This is a genomic window from Polaribacter haliotis (genome assembly GCF_014784055.1).
Lineage (GTDB): Bacteria > Bacteroidota > Bacteroidia > Flavobacteriales > Flavobacteriaceae > Polaribacter > Polaribacter haliotis.
The window spans coordinates 1,776,899-1,801,070 of the sequence record NZ_CP061813.1 but is presented as its reverse complement, the minus strand read 5'-3'; the positions used below and the strand labels follow the sequence as shown (position 1 = coordinate 1,801,070).

The following is a 24,172-nucleotide window of genomic DNA, read 5'->3' as shown; positions in this document are numbered from 1 at the left end:
TTCTTACTAGAGGGGTTTTTAGACCAGATTCTAATTTTCTAGATAAGTTTCTAAATTTTCTGCATTTACAATGTCAATTGGCAATAAACTTTTAGCTGGTATTTCTTTGTTAAAAAGTAAATATTCTACTAAATAAGTTAATCCTAAAAATACCTGTTTTTTGGGATTTTGATGAATTAAAAAATTAATATGATTGTTTTTTAAGTATTTAATGTTCTCGTCTAATAAATCATACCCAATAATTTTAATATCTTTTCCTTTTGTAAATTCAGCTACTTTATAAGTCTTTGAAGTCGTAACAAAAATTCCTGCTAAATTTTTAGAAGTATTTAAAATGTAGGTTAGTTTGTTTTCAATATCAGCATTTTTAGAACTATAAGTTGTAATTTGATAATTGGAGTTTGCTAAATCAAAAAAGTAATCTCTAAATCCTTTCTCTTTTTCTTGCATGTGTATAGCATTCTTAAAATCTTCATCTATATGAATAATAGCAATATTAGAGTTTTTAGGAACTATAATCTTCATTAAACTCGCAGCAATTCTGCCACTTTTAAATAAATCTTGCCCAACGAAATTTTTAGTATTCTCTGTTTCTAATTGATTATTAAACTTGCTAACAATAATATTAGATGCAGCATAATTATTTACAATTGTAATAGTTTCTTTATAAAATAAAGGCGTTAAAAGTACTGCATTTGGCGATAATTCTAAAACTTTTTTATTTATGTCTATAAAAGTTTGTACACTATTTGTATTAAAAAAGAAAGGTTCTATAAAAATACCAAAAGCACTAAATTCGTTAATTGCTTCTTGTATTCCCTCAAAACAAGGCAACCAAAAAGAATCCTCCTTATAATCTGGTAGAATAACACAAACATGATATTCTTTAGTATTTTTTAAACTTCTAGCTAATAAATTAGGTTTGTAGTCTATTTCATTTAAAACAGCATTTACTTTTTCTAAGGCTTTCGTAGAAACTTTACCTCTTTTATGTATAACTCTATCTACAGTTCCCTTAGATACACCTGCCAATTCTGCAATATCTTTTATTGTATGTTTTTTGGTCATAATCGCAAATATATATAAAAAACTAGTAATTAAATAAAAAGTGTGCTCGATAACATTATTTAGTGTGCTCGAACACATTTTTTGTGTTTTTTCTTTTTTTATACATATTTATTATTTAGTTTTGTAAAGATTAGAACTGATAATACTAGTTTAAAAGATACTTAAGTAGTTGTAATTCATTATTTTAAGTAATTTTTAGTCATTGGTAATTTAAAAAATAATAAAATGAATAAACCAACTTTAGTCATATTAGCTGCAGGAATGGGTAGTAGATATGGAGGATTGAAACAAATGGATACTTTTACTCCAGAAGGAGATACCATTATAGACTTTTCATTATATGATGCAGTGGAAGCAGGTTTTGGTAAAGTTGTTTTTATTATCAGAAAAAGTTTTCAGGCAGAATTTAAAGCGATTTTTAATAAAAAATTAGAAGGTAAAGTAGAGGTTGAATATGTATATCAAGAATTAGACAACGTTCCTGAAAAATATGTAAATCCAGAAAGAATAAAACCTTGGGGAACAGGACATGCTTTATTAATGACTAAAGATGTTGTAAAGGAAAATTTTGCCATTATAAATGCAGATGATTTTTACAGCAGACAAGCTTTTACAGCAATTGCAGAGCAGTTAAGAAATACAGATGAAAACAGTTACGACTTTAGTATGGTAGCTTATTCTTTAAAAAATACAGTTTCAGAGAATGGTTATGTTTCTAGAGGAGAATGTACTGTAGATAAAAATGGTTTTTTAATAGACGTAACAGAAAGAGTTCGAATAGAAAAAATAGACGGAATTCTTAAAAGTGAAAATGATAATGGAGAAATGCTTCCTATTGATAAGAATACCACTGTTTCTATGAATTTTTGGGGTTTTACGCCAAAATGTTTTGAATTTGGAGACGAATTATTTTTAGACTTTTTAGAGAAGAATACAGAAAACTTAAAAGCAGAATTTTATTTACCATCAATTGTAAGTAAAATGTTAGAAAGTAAAAAAGCGTCTGTAAAAGTTCTAGAATCAGATTCTAAATGGTTTGGTGTTACTTATAGCGATGATAAAGAAAAAGCACAAAAAGAGATTAATAAGTTGAAAGAAAACGGAGTCTATCCAACTAAATTATGGAATTAATATGAAAGCAGAAATTCTAAAATCCATCTTTAACGAGTTCGATCATAAGTCGAACTACATTAGCCATTCAGAATTAAACTCAGGGCATATAAATGATACTTTTCTAATAAAAACTGATGGTACTAAAGACTATATTTTACAAAGAATAAATCATACTATTTTTAAAGATGTTCCAGGTTTAGTAAATAATAAAGTTTTAACAAGTGAACATTTAAAAAGTAAATATCCAAATATTTCTGAAGAAGAATTAAGTAAAAAAATATTGTGTTTTGTAAAAAATAAAAACAACGATTTTTATTATTACAAAAAAGACGGCGATTTTTGGAATGTAATGATTTTTATAGAGGATAGCATTACACACGACATCGTAAAAGACAAAGAGATTGCTTACGAAGGTGGTAAACTTTTAGGAGACTTTTTAAATGGAACATCAGATTTTGACAGCAGTCAATTAATTGATGTTATTCCTAATTTTCATGATATGGCTTCTCGTTATAAACAATATGCGTCTTCAGTGCAAAGTGCGTCAAAGGAGCGTTTAAAAAAAGCTGAGAGGTATACCAAAATTGTTTCAGATTTAAAAGAGGAAATGCATATTCTTCAAAATTTAAAAGAAGAAGGAGAAATTCCTGTTAGAGTAACGCATAATGATACTAAAATTTCAAATTCTCTTTTCACAAAAGATAATAAAGGTATATGTATGATTGATACAGATACTGTTATGCCAGGAATTATCCATTATGATTTTGGAGATGCAATTAGAACAATTTGTAACACAGCTGCAGAAGACGAAAAAGATTTATCTAAAGTAGAATTTAATTTTGATTACTATAAATCTTACAAAAAAGGATTTTTAGAGACGACAAAAGATTCTTTAACTCCAATTGAAATAAAGCATTTACCATTGGCAGCGAAAACGATGATTTTTATTATGGGATTACGTTTTTTAACTGATTATTTAAATAACGACGTATATTACAAGACAGAATATCTAGAGCACAATTTAGATAGAGCTAAAAATCAATTTAAGTTAATTGAGAGTTTAGAAAAACAATACAATAATTTAAAAAGCGAAGCAGTTTTAGCTGCTAGTTAAATTCATCAACCAAAAACTATTTACTTATGTCAACAACAACCATGTCTAAAAAGAACACAACTCTTGCGATTATAATAATTGCAGGTTTATTTTTCATTTTTGGTTTCGTAACTTGGATTAACGGAGCGTTAATTCCATTTATGAAAACCATTAACGAATTAACAGAATCACAATCTTATTTAGTGGCAACTGCCTCTTATATTTCGTTTGTAGTAATGGCATTGCCAGCCTCTTATATTTTAGGTAAAATTGGCTATAAAAAAGGAATGTCTTTAGGGTTAATTATCATGGGAATTGGAGCCTTGGTTTTCATTCCTGCAGCAGAAGCAAGAACGTATTGGGTATTTTTAGCAGGAATTTTTATTCAAGGTATTGGAATGACAATTTTACAAACCGCAGCAAATCCATACATTACTATTTTAGGCCCAATTGAAAGTGGTGCAAAACGTATTGCAATTATGGGAATTGCTAACAAAACTGCAGGAGCATTAGGTTCTTTAATTTTTGGAGCTTTATTGTTATCAGGAATTGATGAAACAAAAGCAAAGTTAGCTGGCGCAAGTTTAGAAGAGAAAAATGTGCTTTTAGATACGATGGCAGATAGTGTTTTTATGCCTTATGTAGTAATGGCAATTGTATTATTTGTTTTAGGAGTTTTAATTAGAAAAGCACCATTACCACAAGTAGATGCTGCAGAAGAGCTAGTTTTAAAAGAAGGAAAAACAGCAAAAACAAGTATTTTTCAATTTCCGAATTTATGGTTGGGAGTTTTAGCATTGTTTGTCTATGTAGGAGCAGAAGTAATTGCAGGTGATACAATTATCGCTTACGGAATCTCACTAGGATTTTCTGGAGAAGAAGCAAAATTCTTTACAACTTATACATTAATGGCAATGGTTGCCACTTACGCCTTGGGTGTTTTCTTAATACCAAAATACGTAAAACAGAAAACGGCTTTAATAGTAAGTGCTATTTTAGGAATAATTTTTAGTTTCTGTATTTTAAATACAACTGGTTTTACATCAGTATTATTTGTTGCTGCTTTAGGTATTGCAAACGCATTGGTTTGGCCAGCAATTTGGCCATTAACATTAGAAGGTTTAGGGAAATTTACTAAAACAGCATCAGCACTCTTAATTATGGCAATCTCTGGTGGGGCAATTATACCACCTTTATATGGTAGAATGGTCGATGCAAATAAACATGAGTTAATTACCAATGGTATACAGGAAGCAGATGCAATTGCAACAGCTTCTACAGGTAGTTATTGGATTTTAATTCCTTGTTATGCTATTATCTTATTCTTTGCAATATGGGGTCATAAAATAAAAAATTGGAGTAAATAATAAGATTAATTTTAATATAGACAAGTAATACATTATGTTAAAAAGTAAAATTGACAAAGCAACTGGATTCGAAAAAAGATTCGAAAATATAGGAACTGTAGTTTTTGAAGATTCAAAAGAAGCTTCTGCACAAGTTGCAAAAGAAATTGCAGATTTAATAAAAGTAAAACAATCTCAAAAACAACCTTGTATTTTAGGATTAGCAACAGGATCTTCTCCAAAAGGTTTATATGCAGAGTTGGTTCGTTTACATAAAGAAGAAGGTTTAAGTTTTAAGAATGTAATTTCTTTTAATTTAGATGAATATTATCCTATGGAACCAGATTCTGTAAATAGTTATGTTCGTTTTATGCAAGAACAACTGTTTAACCATGTCGATATTTTACCTGAGAATTATCACGTTCCAGATGGTACTTTGTCAAAAGAAGAAATTAGAGATTATTGCGACCAATATGAAGCAAAAATTGAAGCTTTAGGTGGAATGGATTTGCAGATTTTAGGAATTGGTGGAAATGGACATATTGGTTTTAACGAATCTGGTTCACTTCAAAATTCTAAAACTCGTTTAGTCGCTTTAGATCATATTACAAGAGTTGCAGCAAGTGGCGATTTTTCTGGATTAGAAAATACACCAAGAACTGCAATTACATTAGGTGTAAAGAAAATAATGGAAGCAAGAAGAGTTATTCTTTTGGCTTGGGGTGAAGGGAAATCTAACATCATAAAAGCGTCTGTAGAAGACGAAGTTACGAGTTTGGTTCCTGCATCTTATTTGCAAGAACATAGAAATGCAACTTTTATTTTAGACCAAGCAGCAGCCTCTAAATTAACAAGAATTAACACACCTTGGTTGGTAGAAAAAATTGTGTGGACAGATAAGTTAATCCGTAAAGCAGTTTTAAGTTTGGCTTTGAATTTAAAAAAGCCAATTTTAATGTTAACAGATGCAGATTATATCGAAAATGGTATGAGTGATTTATTAGCAGATTCTGGGCCTGCATACGACATAAACATAAAAATATTTAACAAATTACAAAATACAATTACAGGTTGGCCAGGTGGAAAACCAAATTCCGACGATAGTAAAAGACCAGAAAGAGCAGAGCCAGCAAAGAAACGTGTTCTAATTTTCAGTCCTCACCCAGATGATGATATTATTAGTATGGGTGGAACCTTTAAAAGGTTACATGAACAAGGTCATGAAGTACATGTAGGTTATCAAACCTCTGGAAATATTGCAGTTGCAGATGATGAAGCATTGCGTTTTGCGAGTTTTGTTTGCGATTATAATGAGAAATTTGGTATCGAAAATTCTGAAGCAATCGATATTTACAAAAAAGCAGCAAGTTTTTTAAAGAATAAAAAGTCGAGTGAAATAGATACTCCAGAAGTAAGGTATATTAAAGGTTTAATTAGAAAAGGAGAGGCAAGATCTACCTGTCATTTTATAGGTTTACCAGATTTACAAATTCATTTTATGAACCTTCCTTTTTATGAAACTGGAGCTATTAAAAAGAATCCTATTGGAGTAGGTGATGTAGAAATTACCAAAGATTTAATAGAGAAAATAAAGCCACATCAAATTTATGCAGCAGGAGATTTGGCAGATCCTCATGGAACACATAAAGTGTGTTTAGATGCCATTTTTGCAGCAGTAAGAGAATTAAAACCTAAGAAATTTATGAAAGATTGTTGGGTTTGGTTGTACAGAGGTGCTTGGCAAGAATGGGGAATTGACGAGATAGAAATGGCAGTTCCAATGGGTCCAGATCAAGTTTTAGAAAAACGTAAAGGTATTTTTAAGCATCAATCACAAAAAGATGGTGTTGTTTTTCAAGGAGCAGATAGTAGAGAATTTTGGCAAAGAGCAGAAGACAGAAATAGAGAAACTGCAGAATTATACGATCAATTAGGTTTGTCTCATTACGCAGCAATGGAAGCTTTCGTAAGGTGGCATTATTAAGATTTTAGTAAGTAGTAGTAGTTAAAATCCCATCATTTTAGTCGAAGATTAAAACTGATGGGATTTTTTTGTGGAATTAATTTAAAAGTTAAAAAATGTAATGGAGTTAAAATAACTTCTATTACAGATAATATTAATGAAATTAGCACTTTATATTTGCAATTCTAAAATTTACAGCTAAATAGCATTCTATAAATGCCAAAAAAAAGGAAATATCGTTTTTTAAGAAGAACATTAAGAGTGTTGCTTGGTATCTTGTTATTTCTTTTTTTAATTGTTATTTTTATAAGAAGTTCTTGGGGACAAAGTATTATCGTAGATAAAGCAGTAAGCTATGTTTCCAATAAAACAGATACAAAAGTTGCTGTTGAGAAATTATTTGTCACTTTCGATGGAAGTGTGCAATTAGATGGATTGTATTTAGAAGATACAAAAGGAGATACTTTAGTTTATTCGAAATCCTTGGAAGCAAATGTGCCTCTTTGGGCAATAATTCGTGGAAATGGAATTGGAGTAGATAACTTAACCTTAGAAGGTTTACGTGCAAATATTACAAGAAAAGATACTGTTTCTGGATATAATTTTCAATTTTTAATTGACGCTTTTGAACCAGAAAATCCAACTCCTGTTGTTAAGGATTCTACAGCAAAACCATTGGATATTGTTATAGGAGATTTGTTTTTTAAAGACATCGATTTTTTGTTGAAAGATGATGTTCTAGGATTGGATGGACATTTTAAAATTGGCGAACTAGAAGCAAAAATGGAAACGACGGATTTAGAGAATATGAGTTTTGAAGCTTCTAATATTAACCTTTCGAATTCGAATATTAGGTTTGTTCAAAATCCACCTCAAGTAGTTTCTACAGAAGAAGTTCCATTACCAAAATTTTCAGTTGATAATTTTACAATTGAAAATGTTATTGCATTTTACGAATCGAAAGTAGATAACATTTCTTCAGATATAAATATTGATAATTTTTATGCAGAAATACCACAAATAGATTTAGCAAAAAACAACATATATTTAGATAAACTACAGCTTAGTAATTCAAAAATATCTTTAAATACAGTTTCTAAAAAAAGTGCAATTACTTCAAAAAGTAATGAAACTGTAAAAATAGAATGGCCAGAATTCATTATAAATATTGCTGATATCAATTTAGAAAATAATGCTATTATTTATTCTGAAGACAATGCAAAACCACAAAAAAACGTATTCAATCCGAAAGTAATTTCGTTAGAGAATATAACTTTTAATGCAACAGATATTTTCTTGAAAGACAAAAAAGCAGGTGCAGAAATTTCTAAGCTTAATTTTAATGAAGCTTCCGGTTTAAATTTGCATCAACTTTCATTTAATTTAACTGCAACAGATAATAAAGTAGATTTAAACGATTTAGACTTTAAATTAAACAACAATGTTCTTGTTGGAAATGCCGATTTAAAATATGCTTCTTTAAATAAGCTTTTAGCAACTCCAGAGAAAACGAAAGTCAATTTAAACATTCCCACTTTTAAAGTCTCTTTAGATGAGGTTTTTAAATTTCAACCTTCACTTAGAAAAAATGTTTATTTAAAAAAGGCAAGTAAAAAATTACTTACTGGAAATATTCAGGCAAATGGTAGTTTGGCTTCCATCAATCTTAGAAATGCAAAAGTAAATTGGGGAAATTCTACAAAAATTTCAGCAAATGGAACTTTTATGAATGTTACAGACCCCAATAAATTATTGGTGGATATTTCATCATTAAAGGCAGAAACAAAACGTTCAGATATTCTTCAATTTATAGATGAAAAAGAATTAGGAATTCAGCTTCCAGAAAATGTATTATTAGTCGGAAAAGCTAGTGGCTCTCTCGATAATATTTCGGCAAATGCAAAAATAACAACCACACAAGGAATTGCAGAAATTAATGGAAACTTCAAAAATAAAAATACTATAAGTTACGATGCTGTCGTAAAAATTGAAGATTATAAAGTAAACGAATTGTTAAAAAACCCTCAGTTTGGGTCTCTAAGTTTAACTGTAAATTCAAAGGGAAGTGGAAAAAGTATAAACACTTTAGATGCGACCTTAGAAGCGAATGTATCAAAATTTACATTAAATAATTATGCTATTAAAGATTTAATTATCAATGGAGATGTTAAAAATGGCGAAGGAAATATTACATCAAAATATAAAGATGAAAATTTAAACATTGCTTTAAATGGTAAAGTATTTTTAGATTCTATTGCCTCTAAAGCAAACATAAAATTAAATGTTATTGGAGCAGATTTACAAGCCTTAGGTTTTATGAATAGAAACGTAAAAACGGGTATGGATATCTCTTTAGACTTTAAAGGAAATAGCAAAAATTACGATATAGAAAGTAAAATTATAAATGGGGTTTTTGTTTATGATGATAGAACTTATTTGTTAGGTGCAATAGACGCAAAAGCTTATGTAGATAAAGATACAACATCTCTTTCTGTAAAAAATAAAATGCTGAATTTAGACCTAGAATCTAACACAGATCCACAAACTTTCACCAAAGCTATTCAGCGACATGTTTTTAGTTATTTTTATAGAGATGAAAAAATTGCAGATTCAATTAAAAATCCAGTTAACTTAAAATTTGAAGGGAAAATTGCACAATCATCATTATTAAAAGATGTTTTTTTAGTGAACGTAAAAGATGTGGATACAATAGATATTGCTGTAGATTTTAATGAAAAAGCAAGAAAATTAGATGCCCAAATTACGGCTCCACATATAAATTACAGTGGAAATGAATTAGATAGTTTGGCGTTTTCTATGACTACAGATAAAGATAATTTTAATTTCGATTTAGGTTTCAAACGAATCGTAGCTGGGCCTTTAGATGTTCCAAGAACATATATTACTGGAAACCAAACCAACAACGAATTATCTCTTAATTTTTCAGGTTCACATAATGGAGAAAAATTAATGAATGTGAACACAAAAATTACTGGAAATAGAGATGATTTAAAATTTACTGTAAATCCAGATAGTTTGGTTTTAAATAAGGGAAAATGGAATATTCCAACTGACAACGAAATATCGCTAATTAATAATAAAATCGCTTTCAAGAATTTTAAAATTTCTAAGGATAACCAATCTATAGAAATTACGGATAAATTACCTAACGTATCTAAAAACCATATTGCCATAGATTACAAAAATTTCAAAATTAATGAAGTTTTTAATTACTTAAATCCTGAAACAGAAATTACCACTGGAATATTAAATGGAAGTTTTATTTTAGAAGATCCGTTTGAAGATACTGGTATTATTGCAGATTTAAATGTAAGTAAATTAGAGGTACTAAAAACAAATTTAGGAACGCTAAAATTAGATGCGAAATCTTTAGGAAATAGCAAATACGATTTTAATGCAGATTTAAAAGGAGGAGATGTAAATTTAGATTTAAAAGGAGATTATTTTGTAAGTAATACTGAAGCAAATCTAAACTTAGATTTAAATATTAATGAATTTAAAATGAAAGCTTTAAATACGTTTTCATTAGGAGAAGTTAAAGAAACTAATGGAAGTTTTTCAGGAGAATTTAAAGTTACTGGAACCACTTCCGAACCAAAATATAACGGAGATATTACCTTCAAAAACGCAGGTTTTAATATATCTAAATTAAATACTAAATTTTTACTTAACAACGAGACTTTAAAGGTTGATAATAGTGGACTTACTTTATCTAATTTTAAAATTTTAGACGCAAAGAAAAATGCGTTAATACTTTCAGGAAAAATCGGTACAGAAAGTTTTGTAAATCCAACTTTCGATTTAAATGTAGATGCAAAAAACTTTCGAGTTTTAAATGCGACCAAAGAAGACAATGAATTTTTATATGGAACTGCCACATTTAACGCCAACGCAAAATTAACAGGAGATTTACAAATTCCAAAATTAGATGCAAAACTAACATTGGGAGCTGGAACAGATGTAACCTATGTAATGCCTTCTGTTTATGCAAATGTGGAAGAAAGAGATGGTATTGTCGCTTTTGTAAATAGAAAAAATCCAGATGCAATTCTAACAAGAACCGAAGAACAAACAGCTACAATAACTGGTTTCGATATTTCTGCATCTTTAAAAGTGGATAGGAAAGCAGCAGTTACAGTGGTAATTAATAAAGATACTGGCGATAATTTTAAAGCCTCTGGAGATGGAAATTTTATATTTACAATGGTTCCAAATGGAAGAATTAATCTAACAGGAGGTTACGAAATTTGGGATGGTCATTACGAATTGAACTTATACAATTTAGTAGATAGAAAATTTTTAATTGCGCCAGGAAGTAGAGTTAGTTGGTCTGGAGATCCTTTTGATGCAGATTTAGATGTAAGAGCAATTTACAAATTAGAAACTTCTGCTTCTCCTTTAATGGCTCCACAAATTTCTGGAGCAGAACCATCTGTAAAAAGTAAATACAAACAAGTACTTCCTTTTGAAGTTTCCTTAAATATCGATGGCGAATTATTACAACCAAAAATATCTTTTGGTTTAGACATGCCAGAAGAAGATCGTGGTTCTATTGGTGGCCAAGTTTATGGTCGAGTGCAACAAGTAAATCAGCAAGAAGCAGAATTAAATAAACAAGTTTTTTCTTTATTGGTATTAAATCGTTTTTATCCAGATGCAGGTAGTGATGGAAGTTCAGGAGGTTTTGCAACTGTAGCTAGAGATAATTTAAACGATGCAGTTTCTGGGCAATTAAATGCTTTTTCAAACAAAATTTTAGGAGGTTCTGGTATTGAACTCGATTTTGGTTTAAATAGTTTTACAGATTATCAAGGAGATGCTCCAACAGACAGAACTCAGCTAGATATTGCTGCACAAAAGAAATTGTTTAATGATAGACTTACAGTTAGAGTTGGAAGCGAAGTAGATATTCAAGGAAGTAGTACAACAGGAGAAAAAGCGCCATTAATTGGTAATGTAAGTTTAGAATATAAAATTACCGAAAATGGTAGATATCGCTTAAAAGGTTTTAGAGAAAGTAAGTTCGAAAATGTAATTGATGGGCAAACTATTGTAAGTGGAATTGCATTAATTTTTACACAAGAATTCAATCAGTTTAGCGAGCTTTGGAATGCGATTTTACGCTCATCAAAGAAAAAAGAAGAAGAAGCAAAAGCAAAAAAGAAGGAAACTGACGACAAAATAAAAGAGAAAGAATCGGTTCTAAAAAAATAGAGGAAAAAAACTAAGTTTTTGAAAACAACATTAAAACATATCGTAATTTTATTTTTCTTAGGAATAATGCTGTATTCATGTAGCATTCAAAAATTTATTCCTGAAGACGAACGCTTGTATACTGGCGCAAAAATTGAATTAAAAGCAGATTCTGCCGTTAAAAAAGTTAGTGAATTAAAAACCGATTTAAAAACTGTTTTACGTCCAGAACCCAATTCCAAATTCTTAGGAATGCATTTGGGTTTGTATTATTACTATAAAAACCAGAAAGAAAATCCGAATTTTATAAACAGATGGTTGTACAAACAACTTGGGCAAAAACCTGTTTATCAATCGGATGTAGAAGTGTATGATATGCAAGAGATTCTAAGAAACAGACTCGAAAATCATGGTTTTTTCTACAGTACAGTAAATTCATCATTTACAGAAAAAGAAAAGGAAGCATCTGTAACATACAATTTAAAAGTACCTGCTCCATATAAAATGGAAACTTATAAAGTAGATAGCATGGTTTCTCCAATTTATGCGGATGTAAAAGATTTGTCTAAAAATGCTATTTTTAAAAAAGACATGCGTTTCGATTTACAGAATTTAAAATTAGAGCGTCAAAGATTAGATTCAGAATTAAAAAAGAAAGGATATTATAATTTTAACTCTAATTTTTTACTTTTCGAAGCAGATACAAATCAATATAAAAATAAAAGATTCGATTTATTTTTAAAGTTGAAAGCAGATGTTCCAGAAAAAGCAATTGTTCCTTATAAAATAGAGAAAATAAATATCTATCCAGATTACGATTTAAAAGATAGTACAAATACAAAAGTAGCACGTTATAACGAAAAAAGTTATCATCAAGATTCTGTGTATTTTAAACCAAAATATTTAGATGAGTTTATCACTTTAAAAGAAGGCGAATTTTACAATCCAATTACTTCAAAAAACACTGCAAGAAGACTTTCTGGAATTGGGGCTTATAAATATGTAAACATTCAGTACAAAGAATTAGATACTTCTGTAACTGGTAAAATGGGAGGTTTAGAAGCAAATATTTTTCTTTCACCATTAACAAAACGTGCAATTAGAGCAGAACTGCAAGCAGTTACAAAATCTAATAATTTCGCTGGCCCAAAATTAGGATTAACTTATAGCAACAGAAATTTATTTAAAGGAGGAGAAACATTAAATATAAGTTCGAATATTGGTTATGAAACGCAAATTTCTAGTGGAAATAATTTAGGGTTAAGTAGCTTGGAATTAGGTTTAAAAACAGAACTTATTTTTCCAAGAGTAATTGCACCATTTTCATTTAAAGAAGATTTTTTCGAATATTCAATACCAAAAACAAAAACAAGTTTAAGTGCAACTTATTTAAGTCGAAGTAAACTGTACACTCTATTGTCAGGAAATTTATTTTTCGGTTATGTTTGGAATGCCAATAGATATATAACCTATGAGATAAATCCGATTTCGGTAAATTATACACGCTTGTCTAACACCACAGAAACTTTTGAAGATATTTTAGATAATAACCCGTTTTTAAAGCGAAGTTTCGATCAACAATTTATCTCTGGCTTAACTTTTTCGTTTACTTATAACGAAATGGTAAGTTCTAATAAAACGCATCAATTTTTTGCAAACTCTACATTAGATGTCGCTGGAAATTCTATAAGCTTATTTGGTAAAGAAACAGAGGCAGGAATGCCAAAAGAATTTTTAGGATTGCAATATGCACAATATGCAAAAGCAGATGTAGATTTTAGATATCATTACAATTTTGGAAGAAATAACGAACAGACAATTGCAACAAGATTGTTTGCAGGTTATGGTTATGCTTATGGAAATTCGGATGTTGTACCTTTTGTAAAACAATATTTTTCTGGAGGTCCATACAGTGTTCGAGCGTTTAAAATCCGTTCTTTAGGACCAGGAACTTATAACGAAGATGAAGACCCAAATACGAATGGAACGTTCTTCGATAAAACAGGAAACATTCGTTTAGAAGCAAATATCGAATATCGTTTTCCAATTTATTCTTTCTTTAAAGGTGCTGTATTTGCAGATGCAGGAAATGTTTGGAATTCAGAATCAAATCCAGCTTTTAATGGAAAAGATAAATTTACTTCTAATTTTATAAATGAATTAGGAATGGGTGCAGGAATTGGATTGAGAGTAGATGTACAAGGATTTGTAATTCGTTTCGATTTAGCAGCTCCTTTTCACGACCCATCTTTTAAAGAAGGCGAACGATGGGATTTTAGAATAGACGAACCCGTTTTAAATTTTGCTATTGGGTATTCCTTCTAGAAAATAATTGTAATAATTAATAAATAGATAATTAAAAGGGAATCTAAATTTTAAGTTACTCCTTAAAACCTTGTGCAATTCTTTCCAAACCAGAAGAATCTAAAATAGCAATACTTTTACCTTTAAAATTAATAATTTTATTCTTCTTAAATTCAGATAATAAACGAATTGCAGACTCAGTTGCAGTTCCAATTATATTCGCAATATCTTCACGAGAGAGCTGTATATCTATATTACCATGGTTATCGACATCGAACTTTTCTTTTAAATTTAAAAGTGTTTCCGCCAAACGTTGTTTTACCGTTTTTTGAGCCATATCTACAATAACATTGTCTGCAGATTTAAGCATGCTTGCCATATCTTTTAAAACTGCCATAGAAAAACCAGGGTTTTTTTCTAAATCTTTAATTATTTCATCTTTTGGAACAAAACAAATTTCCATATCACTCAAAGCAACCGCTTTTAAATTGGCCACTTCTTCCAATACTAAACTTCTTTCTCCTAAAATTTCGCCTTTTTTAACGAGGCTTATAATTTGACTTCTCCCATTCTCACTCATTTTAGAGACCTTGCAAACACCATCTTTAATGCAAAAAACACCGTTTAAATGTTCTCCTTCCTCAAAAATAGGTTCCCCTTTTTTTATAAATAAAGAAGTTTTACAGGAAGAGATCCTTGCCAATTCTTCTTTAGAAAGATGTTTTAAGGTGTTAAATTGACGAACAATACACTGTTCACATTTGTTCATAATTATAATGATAGTTGGTATTCCAAATATATTAAAAAGCTGACATATATCATATTTTATATGCAACTCTTATTGGAAATTTGCAATAGGCAAAAGAGTAAATATGAAATCGACACAATGTTATCACTGTGGTGATTCTTGTGATGACGACTTAATTAAATTTGATGAAAAACATTTCTGTTGTAATGGTTGTAAGACCGTTTACGAGATTTTTTCTGATAATGATTTAACTTGTTATTATAATTTTCAAGACAATCCAGGAGCAATTCCAACTGAAATCCAAGGAAAATACGACTTTTTGGACACAGAAACGATTGCCGAAAAATTACTCGATTTTAATGATGGAAGTACGAAAATAATAACCCTATACATTCCACACATTCATTGTAGCTCTTGTATTTGGGTTTTAGAAAATTTACATAAATTAAAGTCAGAAATTTCTACTTCTCAAGTAGATTTTCCGAAGAAAACTGTTCGAATTACTTTTAATTCAGAAACTACTACTTTAAAAGAAATCGTTTTATTATTAAGCTCCATTGGTTATGAACCTTACATTAGTTTAGAAGATTATGAAGCAGGAAAAAAGAAAGTCGATAGAAGTTTAATATACAAATTAGGTATTGCTGGTTTTGCTTTCGGAAACGTAATGTTTTTATCTTTTCCAGAATATTTTGAAGTAGATGGTTATTGGATAGAAGAATATAAAAATATATTTCGATGGTTAATGTTTACCTTTTCTTTACCAGTTGTTTTTTATGCAGGAAAAGACTATTTTATTTCGGCATACAAAGGTTTACGCTCAAAAATTTTAAATATTGATGTTCCTATTGCACTTGGAATATCTGTATTATTTATAAGAAGTTCTGTAGAAATTATTTTCGATTTAGGAACTGGTTTTTTCGACAGTTTAACAGGTTTGGTTTTCTTTTTATTATTAGGTAAATTTTTTCAGCAGAAAACCTATAATTTTTTGTCTTTCGAACGAGATTACAAATCTTATTTTCCAATTGCAGTTACTAGAATTTCATCCGAAGGAAAAGAAAAAAATGTACAAATTTATGATATTGAAAAAGGAAACAGATTATTAATTAGAAACCAAGAATTAATTCCTGTAGATGGAATTTTAATCAATGGAAATGCAGAAATAGATTACAGTTTTGTTACTGGTGAAGCAAATGCAGTTCATAAAAAATCTGGAGATAAACTATTTGCAGGAGGAAAACAATTATCTGGAGTGATAGAAATGGAGGTTTTATCTTCAGTTTCTCAAAGTTATTTAACACAATTATGGAGTAATGATGTTTTTCAGAAAGACAACATATCGCATTTTAAAACCATTACAGATAATATCAGTAAAAACTTTACAATTGCAGTTTTATTAACCGCATTTATTTCTACAGCTTATTGGTTGTTTTTTGATGCCAGCAAAGCATTAAATGTATTTACAGCTGTTTTAATTATTGCCTGTCCTTGTGCAATTGCTTTGGCAGCACCATTTACTTTGGGGAATATGTTGCGAATTTTTGGTAAACAGAAATTCTATTTAAAAAATGCCACTGTAATTGAGCAATTGGCAAAAATAGATACGCTAATTTTCGATAAAACAGGAACCTTAACCACAAATAAAGAAAGTACAATTAATTATGAAGGTATTGTTTTAAATCAGCAAGAAAAAAGTATTTTAAAAAGTACTTTAAGGGCTTCAAATCATCCTTTAAGTAGAAGTTTGTATAACACTTTTGGTGAAGTTGAAACCATTCCTATTTCGAGTTATGTGGAAATTACAGGTAAAGGAATTATAGCAAATTACAATGAAACTAATATAAAATTAGGATCTGCATTTTTTGTAAATAATAATAACGAAAAAGTAACTTTAGACACAGCTGTTCACGTAAGTTTTAATGAGGATTACAAAGGGAAATTCATTTTTAAAAATGCTTATAGAAAAGGAGTGAAGGCATTGTTTTCATCTTTAGAGAAAACATATAATTTATCTGTTGTTTCTGGAGACAATGAAGGTGAAAAAACATATTTGCAAGAAAATTTACCTGAAGGAACGAATTTATTATTCAATCAAAAACCAGAAGATAAATTAGAGGTTGTTGCAAAACTTCAAAAAGAAAATAAAAAAGTGGCTATGATTGGCGATGGTTTAAACGATGCTGGTGCTTTGGCACAAAGTGATGTTGGTATTGCTTTATCAGAAAACATAAACGTTTTTTCTCCTGCTTGTGACGGAATTTTAGATGCAGTAAAATTCAATAAAATAGGAACTTATATAAACGCATCTAAAAAGGCAATCAAAATAATAAAATATTGTTTTATGCTCTCTTTATGCTATAATGTAGTTGGATTGTATTTTGCAGTTACAGGACAATTAATGCCAGTTATTGCAGCGATTTTAATGCCATTAAGTTCTATAAGTATTGTTGTTTTTACAACAATTTCAACAAATATATTAGGAAAAAAAATAAAATAAAAAATTATGAATATAGCCTCGTTTTTTGAAGATATTAAGTTCAATGATGAAAAACCAGCTTTGTCTCTTTTATTAGAAACAGATTTCTCAAAAGAAATAAGAATTGTGTTTAAGGAAGGCCAAACCATGGAAGACCATCAAGCGCCTTTTGCAATAATTGTTCATATTGTTGAAGGAATTATCGATTTTGGAGTTAGTGGTGAAGTTAGAAGATTAGATTCTGGGCATATTTTATCATTAAAACCTCATGAAGTTCATAATTTAACTGCAATTGTAGACAGTGTTGTACGCCTAACTTTATCGAAAACCGATAGTGTAAAACGTGTAAAAGAAGTGTTGTAATTATGAAAAAATCACTCATTCAAAAATACAATATTCCAGGACCAAGATATACCAGTTATCCAACAGTGCCTTATTGGAATAAAGAAGGCATAGACAAACAAGATTGGATTGCTTCGTTTCAAAAATCGTTTATAGAGAGCAATTTTTCAGAAGGAATTAGTATTTATATTCATTTGCCATTTTGCGAGAGTTTGTGTACGTTTTGTGCGTGTCATAAACACATTACAAAACGTCATGAAGTGGAAGAAGAGTATATAGAAACCGTTTTAAAAGAATGGAAATTATATGTTGCTTTGGTAGACGAACAGCCAATTGTTAAAGAGTTGCATTTAGGTGGAGGAACACCTACTTTTTTCTCTAAAGAAAACTTGAAATATTTAATGGATGGTATTTTTTCAATTGCTGAAAAACATCCAGATCACGAGTTTAGTTTTGAAGGTCATCCAAATAATACAACCAAAGAACAATTACAAACATTGTTCGATTGTGGGTTTACAAGAGTCAGTTTTGGAGTGCAAGATTATAATGAAAAAGTACAAAAAGCGATTCATAGAATTCAGCCTTTTGAAGCTGTAGAACAAGTAACAAAATGGTCAAGAGAAATTGGCTACGATTCTGTGAGTCACGATTTAATTTTTGGCTTGCCATTTCAAACGAAGGAAGCTGTAATTCACACAATTAATAAAACGAAAGAATTACAACCAGATAGAATTTCATTCTACAGCTATGCTCATGTTCCTTGGGTAAAAGGAGTAGGTCAAAGAGGTTTTAACGAAGAAGATTTACCAAAAAACGACGAAAAAAGAGAGCTTTATGAAATCGGAAAAGAATTATTTGCAGAATTAGGCTACGAAGAAATAGGAATGGATCATTTTGCATTAAAAACAGATAGTTTGTATGAAGCAACTATCAACAAAACAATCCATAGAAATTTTATGGGGTATACAGCCAATAAAACCTTATTAATGGTTGGTTTGGGTATGTCTGCAATTTCCGATTCTTGGTACGCATTTGCACAGAATGTAAAAACGGTCAAGGAATATCAAAAACTAGTAAATCAAGGTGAAATACCAATTTTTAGAGGACATTTATTATCTGAAGAAGATAGAATTATAAGAAAACACATTTTAAATATGATGTGTAATTTCACTACTTCTTGGGAAGCAGACCATATGAAAATCAATAATGTAGAAAAACATCTAGAATTATTAGTAGAAATGGAGAAAGATGGTTTGGTTGAGGTGCATAAAAACTCACTATCAATTCCTGAAAAAGCAAGACCTTATGTGCGTAACATTTGTATGGCTTTCGATCTTCATTTATTGGAAAATAAACCAAAAACACAATTATTTTCGATGACTATTTAACAATTATTTAAGAAATATGACAAATGTCATATTTTAAGAAGTGAATCAATATTATTTTTGAGGTATCAATTATCAGGCAAGATATGAGCGTAATTTACCTACTACTTTCACTAAGTATTTTAGTGGCAATTGTATTCTTTATCGCATTTATTTATTCAGTAAGAAAAGGGCAGTATGACGATTCATACACGCCATCTGTTCGTATGCTGTTTGATGATGAACTTGTTAAAGTAAAAGAAGAGAAATTAACTAAAGATTAAATTTTAAATTATGGAAATGCAACAATTTTATTACGATAATAAAATCGTAAAAAAATTCATCTACGCAACACTACTTTGGGGTATCGTAGGTTTTAGTGTGGGTTTATTACTTGCGTTAATGTTTTTATTCCCAAACTTAACAGAAGGAATTTCTTGGTTGAGTTTTGGACGTTTAAGACCATTACACACAAATGCAGTAATTTTTGCTTTTGTTGGTAACGCAATTTACGCAGGAGTTTATTACTCTTTGCAACGATTGTTAAAAGCAAGAATGGCAAGTAATTTTTTAAGTAACTTCAATTTTTGGGGTTGGCAAGCAATTATTGTTGCAGCTGCAATTACACTTCCATTAGGTTATACTTCATCAAAAGAATATGCAGAATTAGAGTGGCCAATAGATATTGCCATTGCTTTAGTCTGGGTAGCTTTTGGTGTAAACATGATTTGGACAATTTTACAAAGAAGACAACGTCATTTATATGTTGCAATCTGGTTCTATCTAGGAACTTTTGTAACGGTTGCAGTCTTACATATTTTTAATAGTTTAGCATTACCAGTTAGTTTCTTAAAATCTTATTCGGCTTATGCAGGTGTACAAGATGCACTTGTACAATGGTGGTATGGACATAATGCTGTGGCGTTTTTCTTAACAACACCATTTTTAGGATTAATGTATTATTTCGTACCAAAAGCAGCAAATAGGCCTGTATATTCTTACAGACTTTCTATTGTACACTTTTGGTCCTTAATTTTCTTGTATATCTGGGCTGGACCTCACCATTTATTATATACATCTTTACCAGAATGGGCTCAAAATTTAGGAGTTGCATTTTCTGTAATGTTATTAGCACCTTCTTGGGGAGGAATGATAAACGGACTGTTAACTTTACGTGGAGCTTGGGATAAAGTTCGTACAGATCCTGTTTTAAAATTTATGGTTGTTGCAATTACTGGCTATGGTATGGCAACTTTCGAAGGACCTTTACTATCCTTAAAAAATGTAAATGCGATTGCACATTATAGCGATTGGATTATTGCACACGTTCACGTTGGTGCGTTAGCTTGGAATGGTTTCTTTACGTTTGGAATGCTGTATTGGTTAATTCCAAGAATGTTTAAAACGAAATTATATTCTACAGCATTAGCAAATGTACATTTCTGGATTGGTACATTAGGAATTATCTTATATGCTTTACCAATGTATGTTGCAGGTTTTGTTCAAGCTTCTATGTGGAAACAATTCAACCCAGATGGATCTTTAACTTATGGTAACTTTTTAGAAACTGTAAACGAAATTATTCCAATGTATTGGATGCGTGCAATTGGTGGTACTATGTTTATTATTGGTGCAATTGTTATGTTGTATAATGTGGTTAGAACAGTAGCTTCAGGAAGCGAAGTTACAGATGAATTAGCAGAAGCAGTAGCTTTAAAGAAAGTACCAAAATACAGAACAAAAGGAGAAGGTTGGCATACTTGGTTGGAAAGAAAACCAATTAAATTAACAATTTTTGCTACGATTGCTATTTTAATTGGTGGTATTATTCAAATTGTGCCAACTTTATTGGTAAAATCGAATATCCCTACCATTAGTAGTGTAAAACCTTATACTCCTTTAGAATTAGAAGGACGAGATATTTATATTAGAGAAGGTTGTGTGGGGTGTCACTCTCAAATGATTAGACCATTTAGAAGTGAAGTAGAACGTTATGGAGAATACTCTAAAGCTGGGGAATTTGTGTACGATCATCCATTTTTATGGGGAAGTAAACGTACAGGGCCAGATTTACATAGAATTGGTCAAAAATACAACGATAGTTGGCATTTAAATCATATGTGGGATCCACAAAGTACTTCTCCAGGTTCCATTATGCCTTCTTATAAATGGTTGATAAAAGATGAGCTTGACAAATCGGATACTCAAGACAAAATGGAAGTAATGGTAAGTCTTGGTGTTCCATATTCTGAAGAAGAAATAGCAAATGCACAACAACATATGTTGGAGCAAGGAACTAAAATTGAAGAGAATTTATATGCAGATCCAGATTTTGCAAAAAGTTACGAAGCAGATAAAAAATATGCACAAGAAAATGGAGAAGCTTTTGTAGAAATGAGAAACAGAGAAATTGTGGCAGTTATTGCATACATACAACGTTTGGGAACAGATATTAAAGTAAAAGACGAACAGAAAACCGCTAAAAATTAGAAACTATGTTTAAGTTTATAAAAGGCCATTTAGAGAGTATTACAGGAATAGAAATTTACCCATTAATATCATTATTAATATTCTTTACTTTTTTTGTCATCTTATTTTGGTGGGTATTTACAGCGAAGAAAGAGTATATTAATAAGGTTAGTAATATTCCATTAGACCAATAAAATTATTTAAAATGAAAAGATCTTTTCAATCTACAGTTTATGTAATCTTTGTAATTGTTACGTTTATAGCACTTGCCAAAGCGTTTATGGTGTACGAAAACCCATTTAATATTTATGAAAACCCATTAGTCTGGTTAGCTTTAATTGGTTTTGTTTTAGTAGTTGTCTTAAAAGAAATGGTAAATGTATATGCTTTAAAAAAAGCAACAGATTTACAAAATGAAAAAGATGGTATTCTTCCTGAAGATCCAAATCTTTGGATTAAGAAATTTCTTACAAAATGGACAAGAGCAAAAGCAGTTGACCAAGAGGAGGATATTATTCTAGACCATAATTACGACGGAATTAGAGAATTAGATAATTCGCTTCCACCTTGGTGGGTGTATATGTTTTATGCAACCATTATTTTTGCTGTCGTTTATTTAGTTCGTTTTGAAGTTTTAGATGGAGATAGCCAAATTGTTGAGTATGACAAGGCTGTTGCAGAGGCAAGAAGAGAAGTAAATAAATACAGAGCAACAGCTACAGATTTAATTACTGCAGAAAATGTTACACTTTTAACAGATGCTAAAGATTTAGCGAGAGGTAAAGCAGTTTTTAATTTAAACTGTGCATCTTGTCATTTAGCTGATGGAGGAGGGCAAATTGGACCCAATTTAACAGACGAATATTGGATTTTAGGTGGAGGAATTAAAAATGTTTTTAATACTGTACATAATGGAGGTAGAGATGGAAAAGGAATGATTGCTTGGGATAAAACCTTAAAAGCGGCAGACATTGCAAAGGTTTCTAGCTACGTAATTTCTTTACAAGGTACAACACCTGCAAATGCAAAAGCTCCACAAGGAGAAAAATGGGTAGATCCAAATGCGGAAGCACCAAAAAAAGCCGAAGAAGGAGCAGAAGAAATTGAAAACACAACAAAAACAGAGTAAAAATTTAATTTTAATTAGTTTTTTAATAGTTAGTAGTTATGGAAACTCCCAAGGACGAAAAATTTAGAGATAGTATTGCTACTGTAGATTCAGAAGGAAAACGTTCTTGGGTATTTCCAAAAAAACCAAGTGGGAAATTCTATAAATATAGAAGTTACGTAAGTTACTTTCTATTGGCTTTTTTATTGTCTGCGCCATTTATCAAAATTAATGGGAATCAGTTTTTGCTTTTTAATATTTTAGAAAGAAAGTTTAATATTTTTAGTTTTCCATTTTGGCCACAAGATTTTTATTTGTTGGTGGTTTCTATGATTGTTGGTGTTGTTTTTATTATCTTATTTACTGTTATTTTTGGACGTATTTTCTGTGGATGGATTTGTCCGCAAACTATTTTTTTAGAAATGGTTTTCAGAAAAATAGAATATTTAATTGAAGGAGATAGAGGAAAGCAAATAAGATTAAGCAAACAACCTTGGAACGCAGAAAAAATTAGAAAAAAGTTTTTAAAATGGTTTATTTTCTTTGTGATTTCCTTCATAATTGCAAATGTCTTTTTAGCGTATTTGATTGGTGGAGATACAGTTATTGAATACATTACTGGAAATCCTTTTGATAATATTAGTACACTTATTTCTTTAACAATTTTCACCTGTGTTTTCTATTTCATTTTTGCGTGGTTTAGAGAACAAGTATGTATTATTGCTTGTCCTTATGGTCGTCTGCAAGGCGTTTTGTTGGATAATAAAACCATAAATGTTGCATACGATTATAAAAGAGGAGAAAGAGAAGAGGGAAGGTCTAAATTCAAAAAAAATGAAGATAGAGAAGCTCTAGGTAAAGGAGATTGTATCGATTGTAAACAATGTGTTGTTGTTTGCCCAACAGGAATAGATATTAGAAATGGTACGCAATTAGAATGTGTAAATTGTACAGCATGTATAGATGAATGTGACCATATTATGGAAAGCATTAATTTACCAAAAGGATTGATTCGTTATGAAAGTGAGGACAATATTATAAAGAAAAAATCTTTTCAGTTTACACCTAGAATGAAAGGATATTCTGCAGTATTATTAATCTTAACAGGAATTCTAATAGGAATGTTGTTTTTAAGAAATGATGTTGAAGCGAATATCTTAAGATTGCCAGGACAATTATATCAGCAAAAGGAAAATAATATCATTAGCAACGTTTATACGTATAAAGTAATCAATAAAACAAGTGAAGATATTAAAGATGTAAGTTATAAATTATTATCACATAAAGGAACTATCAAGTTAGTTTCGAATCATAATTTTATAGTTCCAAAACGAGGTTTGGCAGAAGGAACTTTATTTATAGAACTAAATGCAGCAGCATTAAAAAGCGATAAAGATAAAATAGAAATTGGTGTTTATAGTGGTGATAAATTAATTGAAACTACAAGAACCAACTTTTTAGGACCAAGAAGTTATAAGTAGTTGGGGGTTGAGGTTGGAAGTTTGAAGATGGAAGTTTGAAGTTTGAATCTGGGAGTTGAAGGTAGCGAGTTATTAATAAA

The 24,172-nt window shown here is 30.2% G+C and carries 16 protein-coding genes; 14 read left to right on the top strand and 2 right to left on the bottom strand.

Annotated elements, in window-relative coordinates:
• Window positions 1-30: 30 nt before the first annotated feature.
• Window positions 31-1,068, bottom strand: a complete 1,038-nt coding sequence (locus H9I45_RS07730; RefSeq protein WP_088354768.1) for a LacI family DNA-binding transcriptional regulator — start codon at window positions 1,066-1,068, stop codon at window positions 31-33.
• Between the two features lie 225 nt (window positions 1,069-1,293).
• On the opposite strand from H9I45_RS07730, the gene H9I45_RS07725 reads away from it, so the two are divergent.
• The 6 genes from H9I45_RS07725 (at window position 1,294) to tamL (ending at window position 14,122) form a co-directional block, all read left to right on the top strand.
• The gene (locus H9I45_RS07725; protein ID WP_088354767.1) at window positions 1,294-2,199 is read left to right on the top strand and encodes a nucleotidyltransferase family protein; all 906 of its coding nucleotides are present in this window, start codon (window positions 1,294-1,296) and stop codon (window positions 2,197-2,199) included.
• A gap of 1 nt (window position 2,200) precedes the next feature.
• Window positions 2,201-3,295, top strand: a complete 1,095-nt coding sequence (locus H9I45_RS07720) for a phosphotransferase (protein WP_088354766.1) — start codon at window positions 2,201-2,203, stop codon at window positions 3,293-3,295.
• A gap of 26 nt (window positions 3,296-3,321) precedes the next feature.
• Window positions 3,322-4,641: a sugar MFS transporter gene (locus H9I45_RS07715; protein WP_394364914.1), complete on the top strand. Its 1,320-nt coding sequence runs from the start codon at window positions 3,322-3,324 to the stop codon at window positions 4,639-4,641.
• Window positions 4,642-4,675: 34 nt separating this feature from the next.
• On the top strand, window positions 4,676-6,604 hold the full coding sequence (gene nagB, locus H9I45_RS07710; RefSeq protein ID WP_088354764.1) for a glucosamine-6-phosphate deaminase: 1,929 nt from the start codon (window positions 4,676-4,678) through the stop codon (window positions 6,602-6,604).
• 195 nt (window positions 6,605-6,799) lie between these two features.
• The gene (locus H9I45_RS07705; protein ID WP_088354763.1) at window positions 6,800-11,818 is read left to right on the top strand and encodes a translocation/assembly module TamB domain-containing protein; all 5,019 of its coding nucleotides are present in this window, start codon (window positions 6,800-6,802) and stop codon (window positions 11,816-11,818) included.
• Window positions 11,819-11,836: 18 nt separating this feature from the next.
• Window positions 11,837-14,122, top strand: a complete 2,286-nt coding sequence (gene tamL, locus H9I45_RS07700) for a translocation and assembly module lipoprotein TamL (protein WP_455566649.1) — start codon at window positions 11,837-11,839, stop codon at window positions 14,120-14,122.
• Between the two features lie 55 nt (window positions 14,123-14,177).
• Here tamL and H9I45_RS07695 read toward each other — a convergent pair whose 3' ends face one another.
• Window positions 14,178-14,870 carry a Crp/Fnr family transcriptional regulator gene (locus tag H9I45_RS07695; protein WP_088354761.1) on the bottom strand — a complete coding sequence of 231 codons (693 nt, stop codon included), beginning with the start codon at window positions 14,868-14,870 and terminating at the stop codon, window positions 14,178-14,180.
• Between the two features lie 103 nt (window positions 14,871-14,973).
• Here H9I45_RS07695 and H9I45_RS07690 point away from each other — a divergent pair, with 103 nt between their 5' ends.
• From H9I45_RS07690 to ccoG, 8 genes are all read left to right on the top strand, one after another.
• On the top strand, window positions 14,974-17,349 hold the full coding sequence (locus H9I45_RS07690; protein ID WP_088354760.1) for a heavy metal translocating P-type ATPase: 2,376 nt from the start codon (window positions 14,974-14,976) through the stop codon (window positions 17,347-17,349).
• 6 nt (window positions 17,350-17,355) lie between these two features.
• Complete coding sequence (locus H9I45_RS07685) at window positions 17,356-17,691, top strand: AraC family ligand binding domain-containing protein (RefSeq protein WP_088354759.1); 336 nt, start codon at window positions 17,356-17,358, stop codon at window positions 17,689-17,691.
• A gap of 2 nt (window positions 17,692-17,693) precedes the next feature.
• Complete coding sequence (gene hemN / locus H9I45_RS07680; protein WP_088354758.1) at window positions 17,694-19,058, top strand: oxygen-independent coproporphyrinogen III oxidase; 1,365 nt, start codon at window positions 17,694-17,696, stop codon at window positions 19,056-19,058.
• An 83-nt stretch (window positions 19,059-19,141) separates the two neighbouring features.
• A complete protein-coding gene (ccoS, locus tag H9I45_RS07675) occupies window positions 19,142-19,318 on the top strand; it encodes a cbb3-type cytochrome oxidase assembly protein CcoS (RefSeq protein WP_088354757.1) in 177 nt (58 codons plus the stop codon).
• Window positions 19,319-19,328: 10 nt separating this feature from the next.
• On the top strand, window positions 19,329-21,524 hold the full coding sequence (ccoN, locus tag H9I45_RS07670; RefSeq protein ID WP_088354756.1) for a cytochrome-c oxidase, cbb3-type subunit I: 2,196 nt from the start codon (window positions 19,329-19,331) through the stop codon (window positions 21,522-21,524).
• Between the two features lie 5 nt (window positions 21,525-21,529).
• Window positions 21,530-21,697: a CcoQ/FixQ family Cbb3-type cytochrome c oxidase assembly chaperone gene (locus tag H9I45_RS07665; protein ID WP_088354755.1), complete on the top strand. Its 168-nt coding sequence runs from the start codon at window positions 21,530-21,532 to the stop codon at window positions 21,695-21,697.
• An 11-nt stretch (window positions 21,698-21,708) separates the two neighbouring features.
• Window positions 21,709-22,632 carry a cbb3-type cytochrome c oxidase N-terminal domain-containing protein gene (locus tag H9I45_RS07660; RefSeq protein WP_088354754.1) on the top strand — a complete coding sequence of 308 codons (924 nt, stop codon included), beginning with the start codon at window positions 21,709-21,711 and terminating at the stop codon, window positions 22,630-22,632.
• A 38-nt stretch (window positions 22,633-22,670) separates the two neighbouring features.
• A complete protein-coding gene (gene ccoG / locus H9I45_RS07655; RefSeq protein ID WP_088354753.1) occupies window positions 22,671-24,092 on the top strand; it encodes a cytochrome c oxidase accessory protein CcoG in 1,422 nt (473 codons plus the stop codon).
• Window positions 24,093-24,172: the final 80 nt, after the last annotated feature.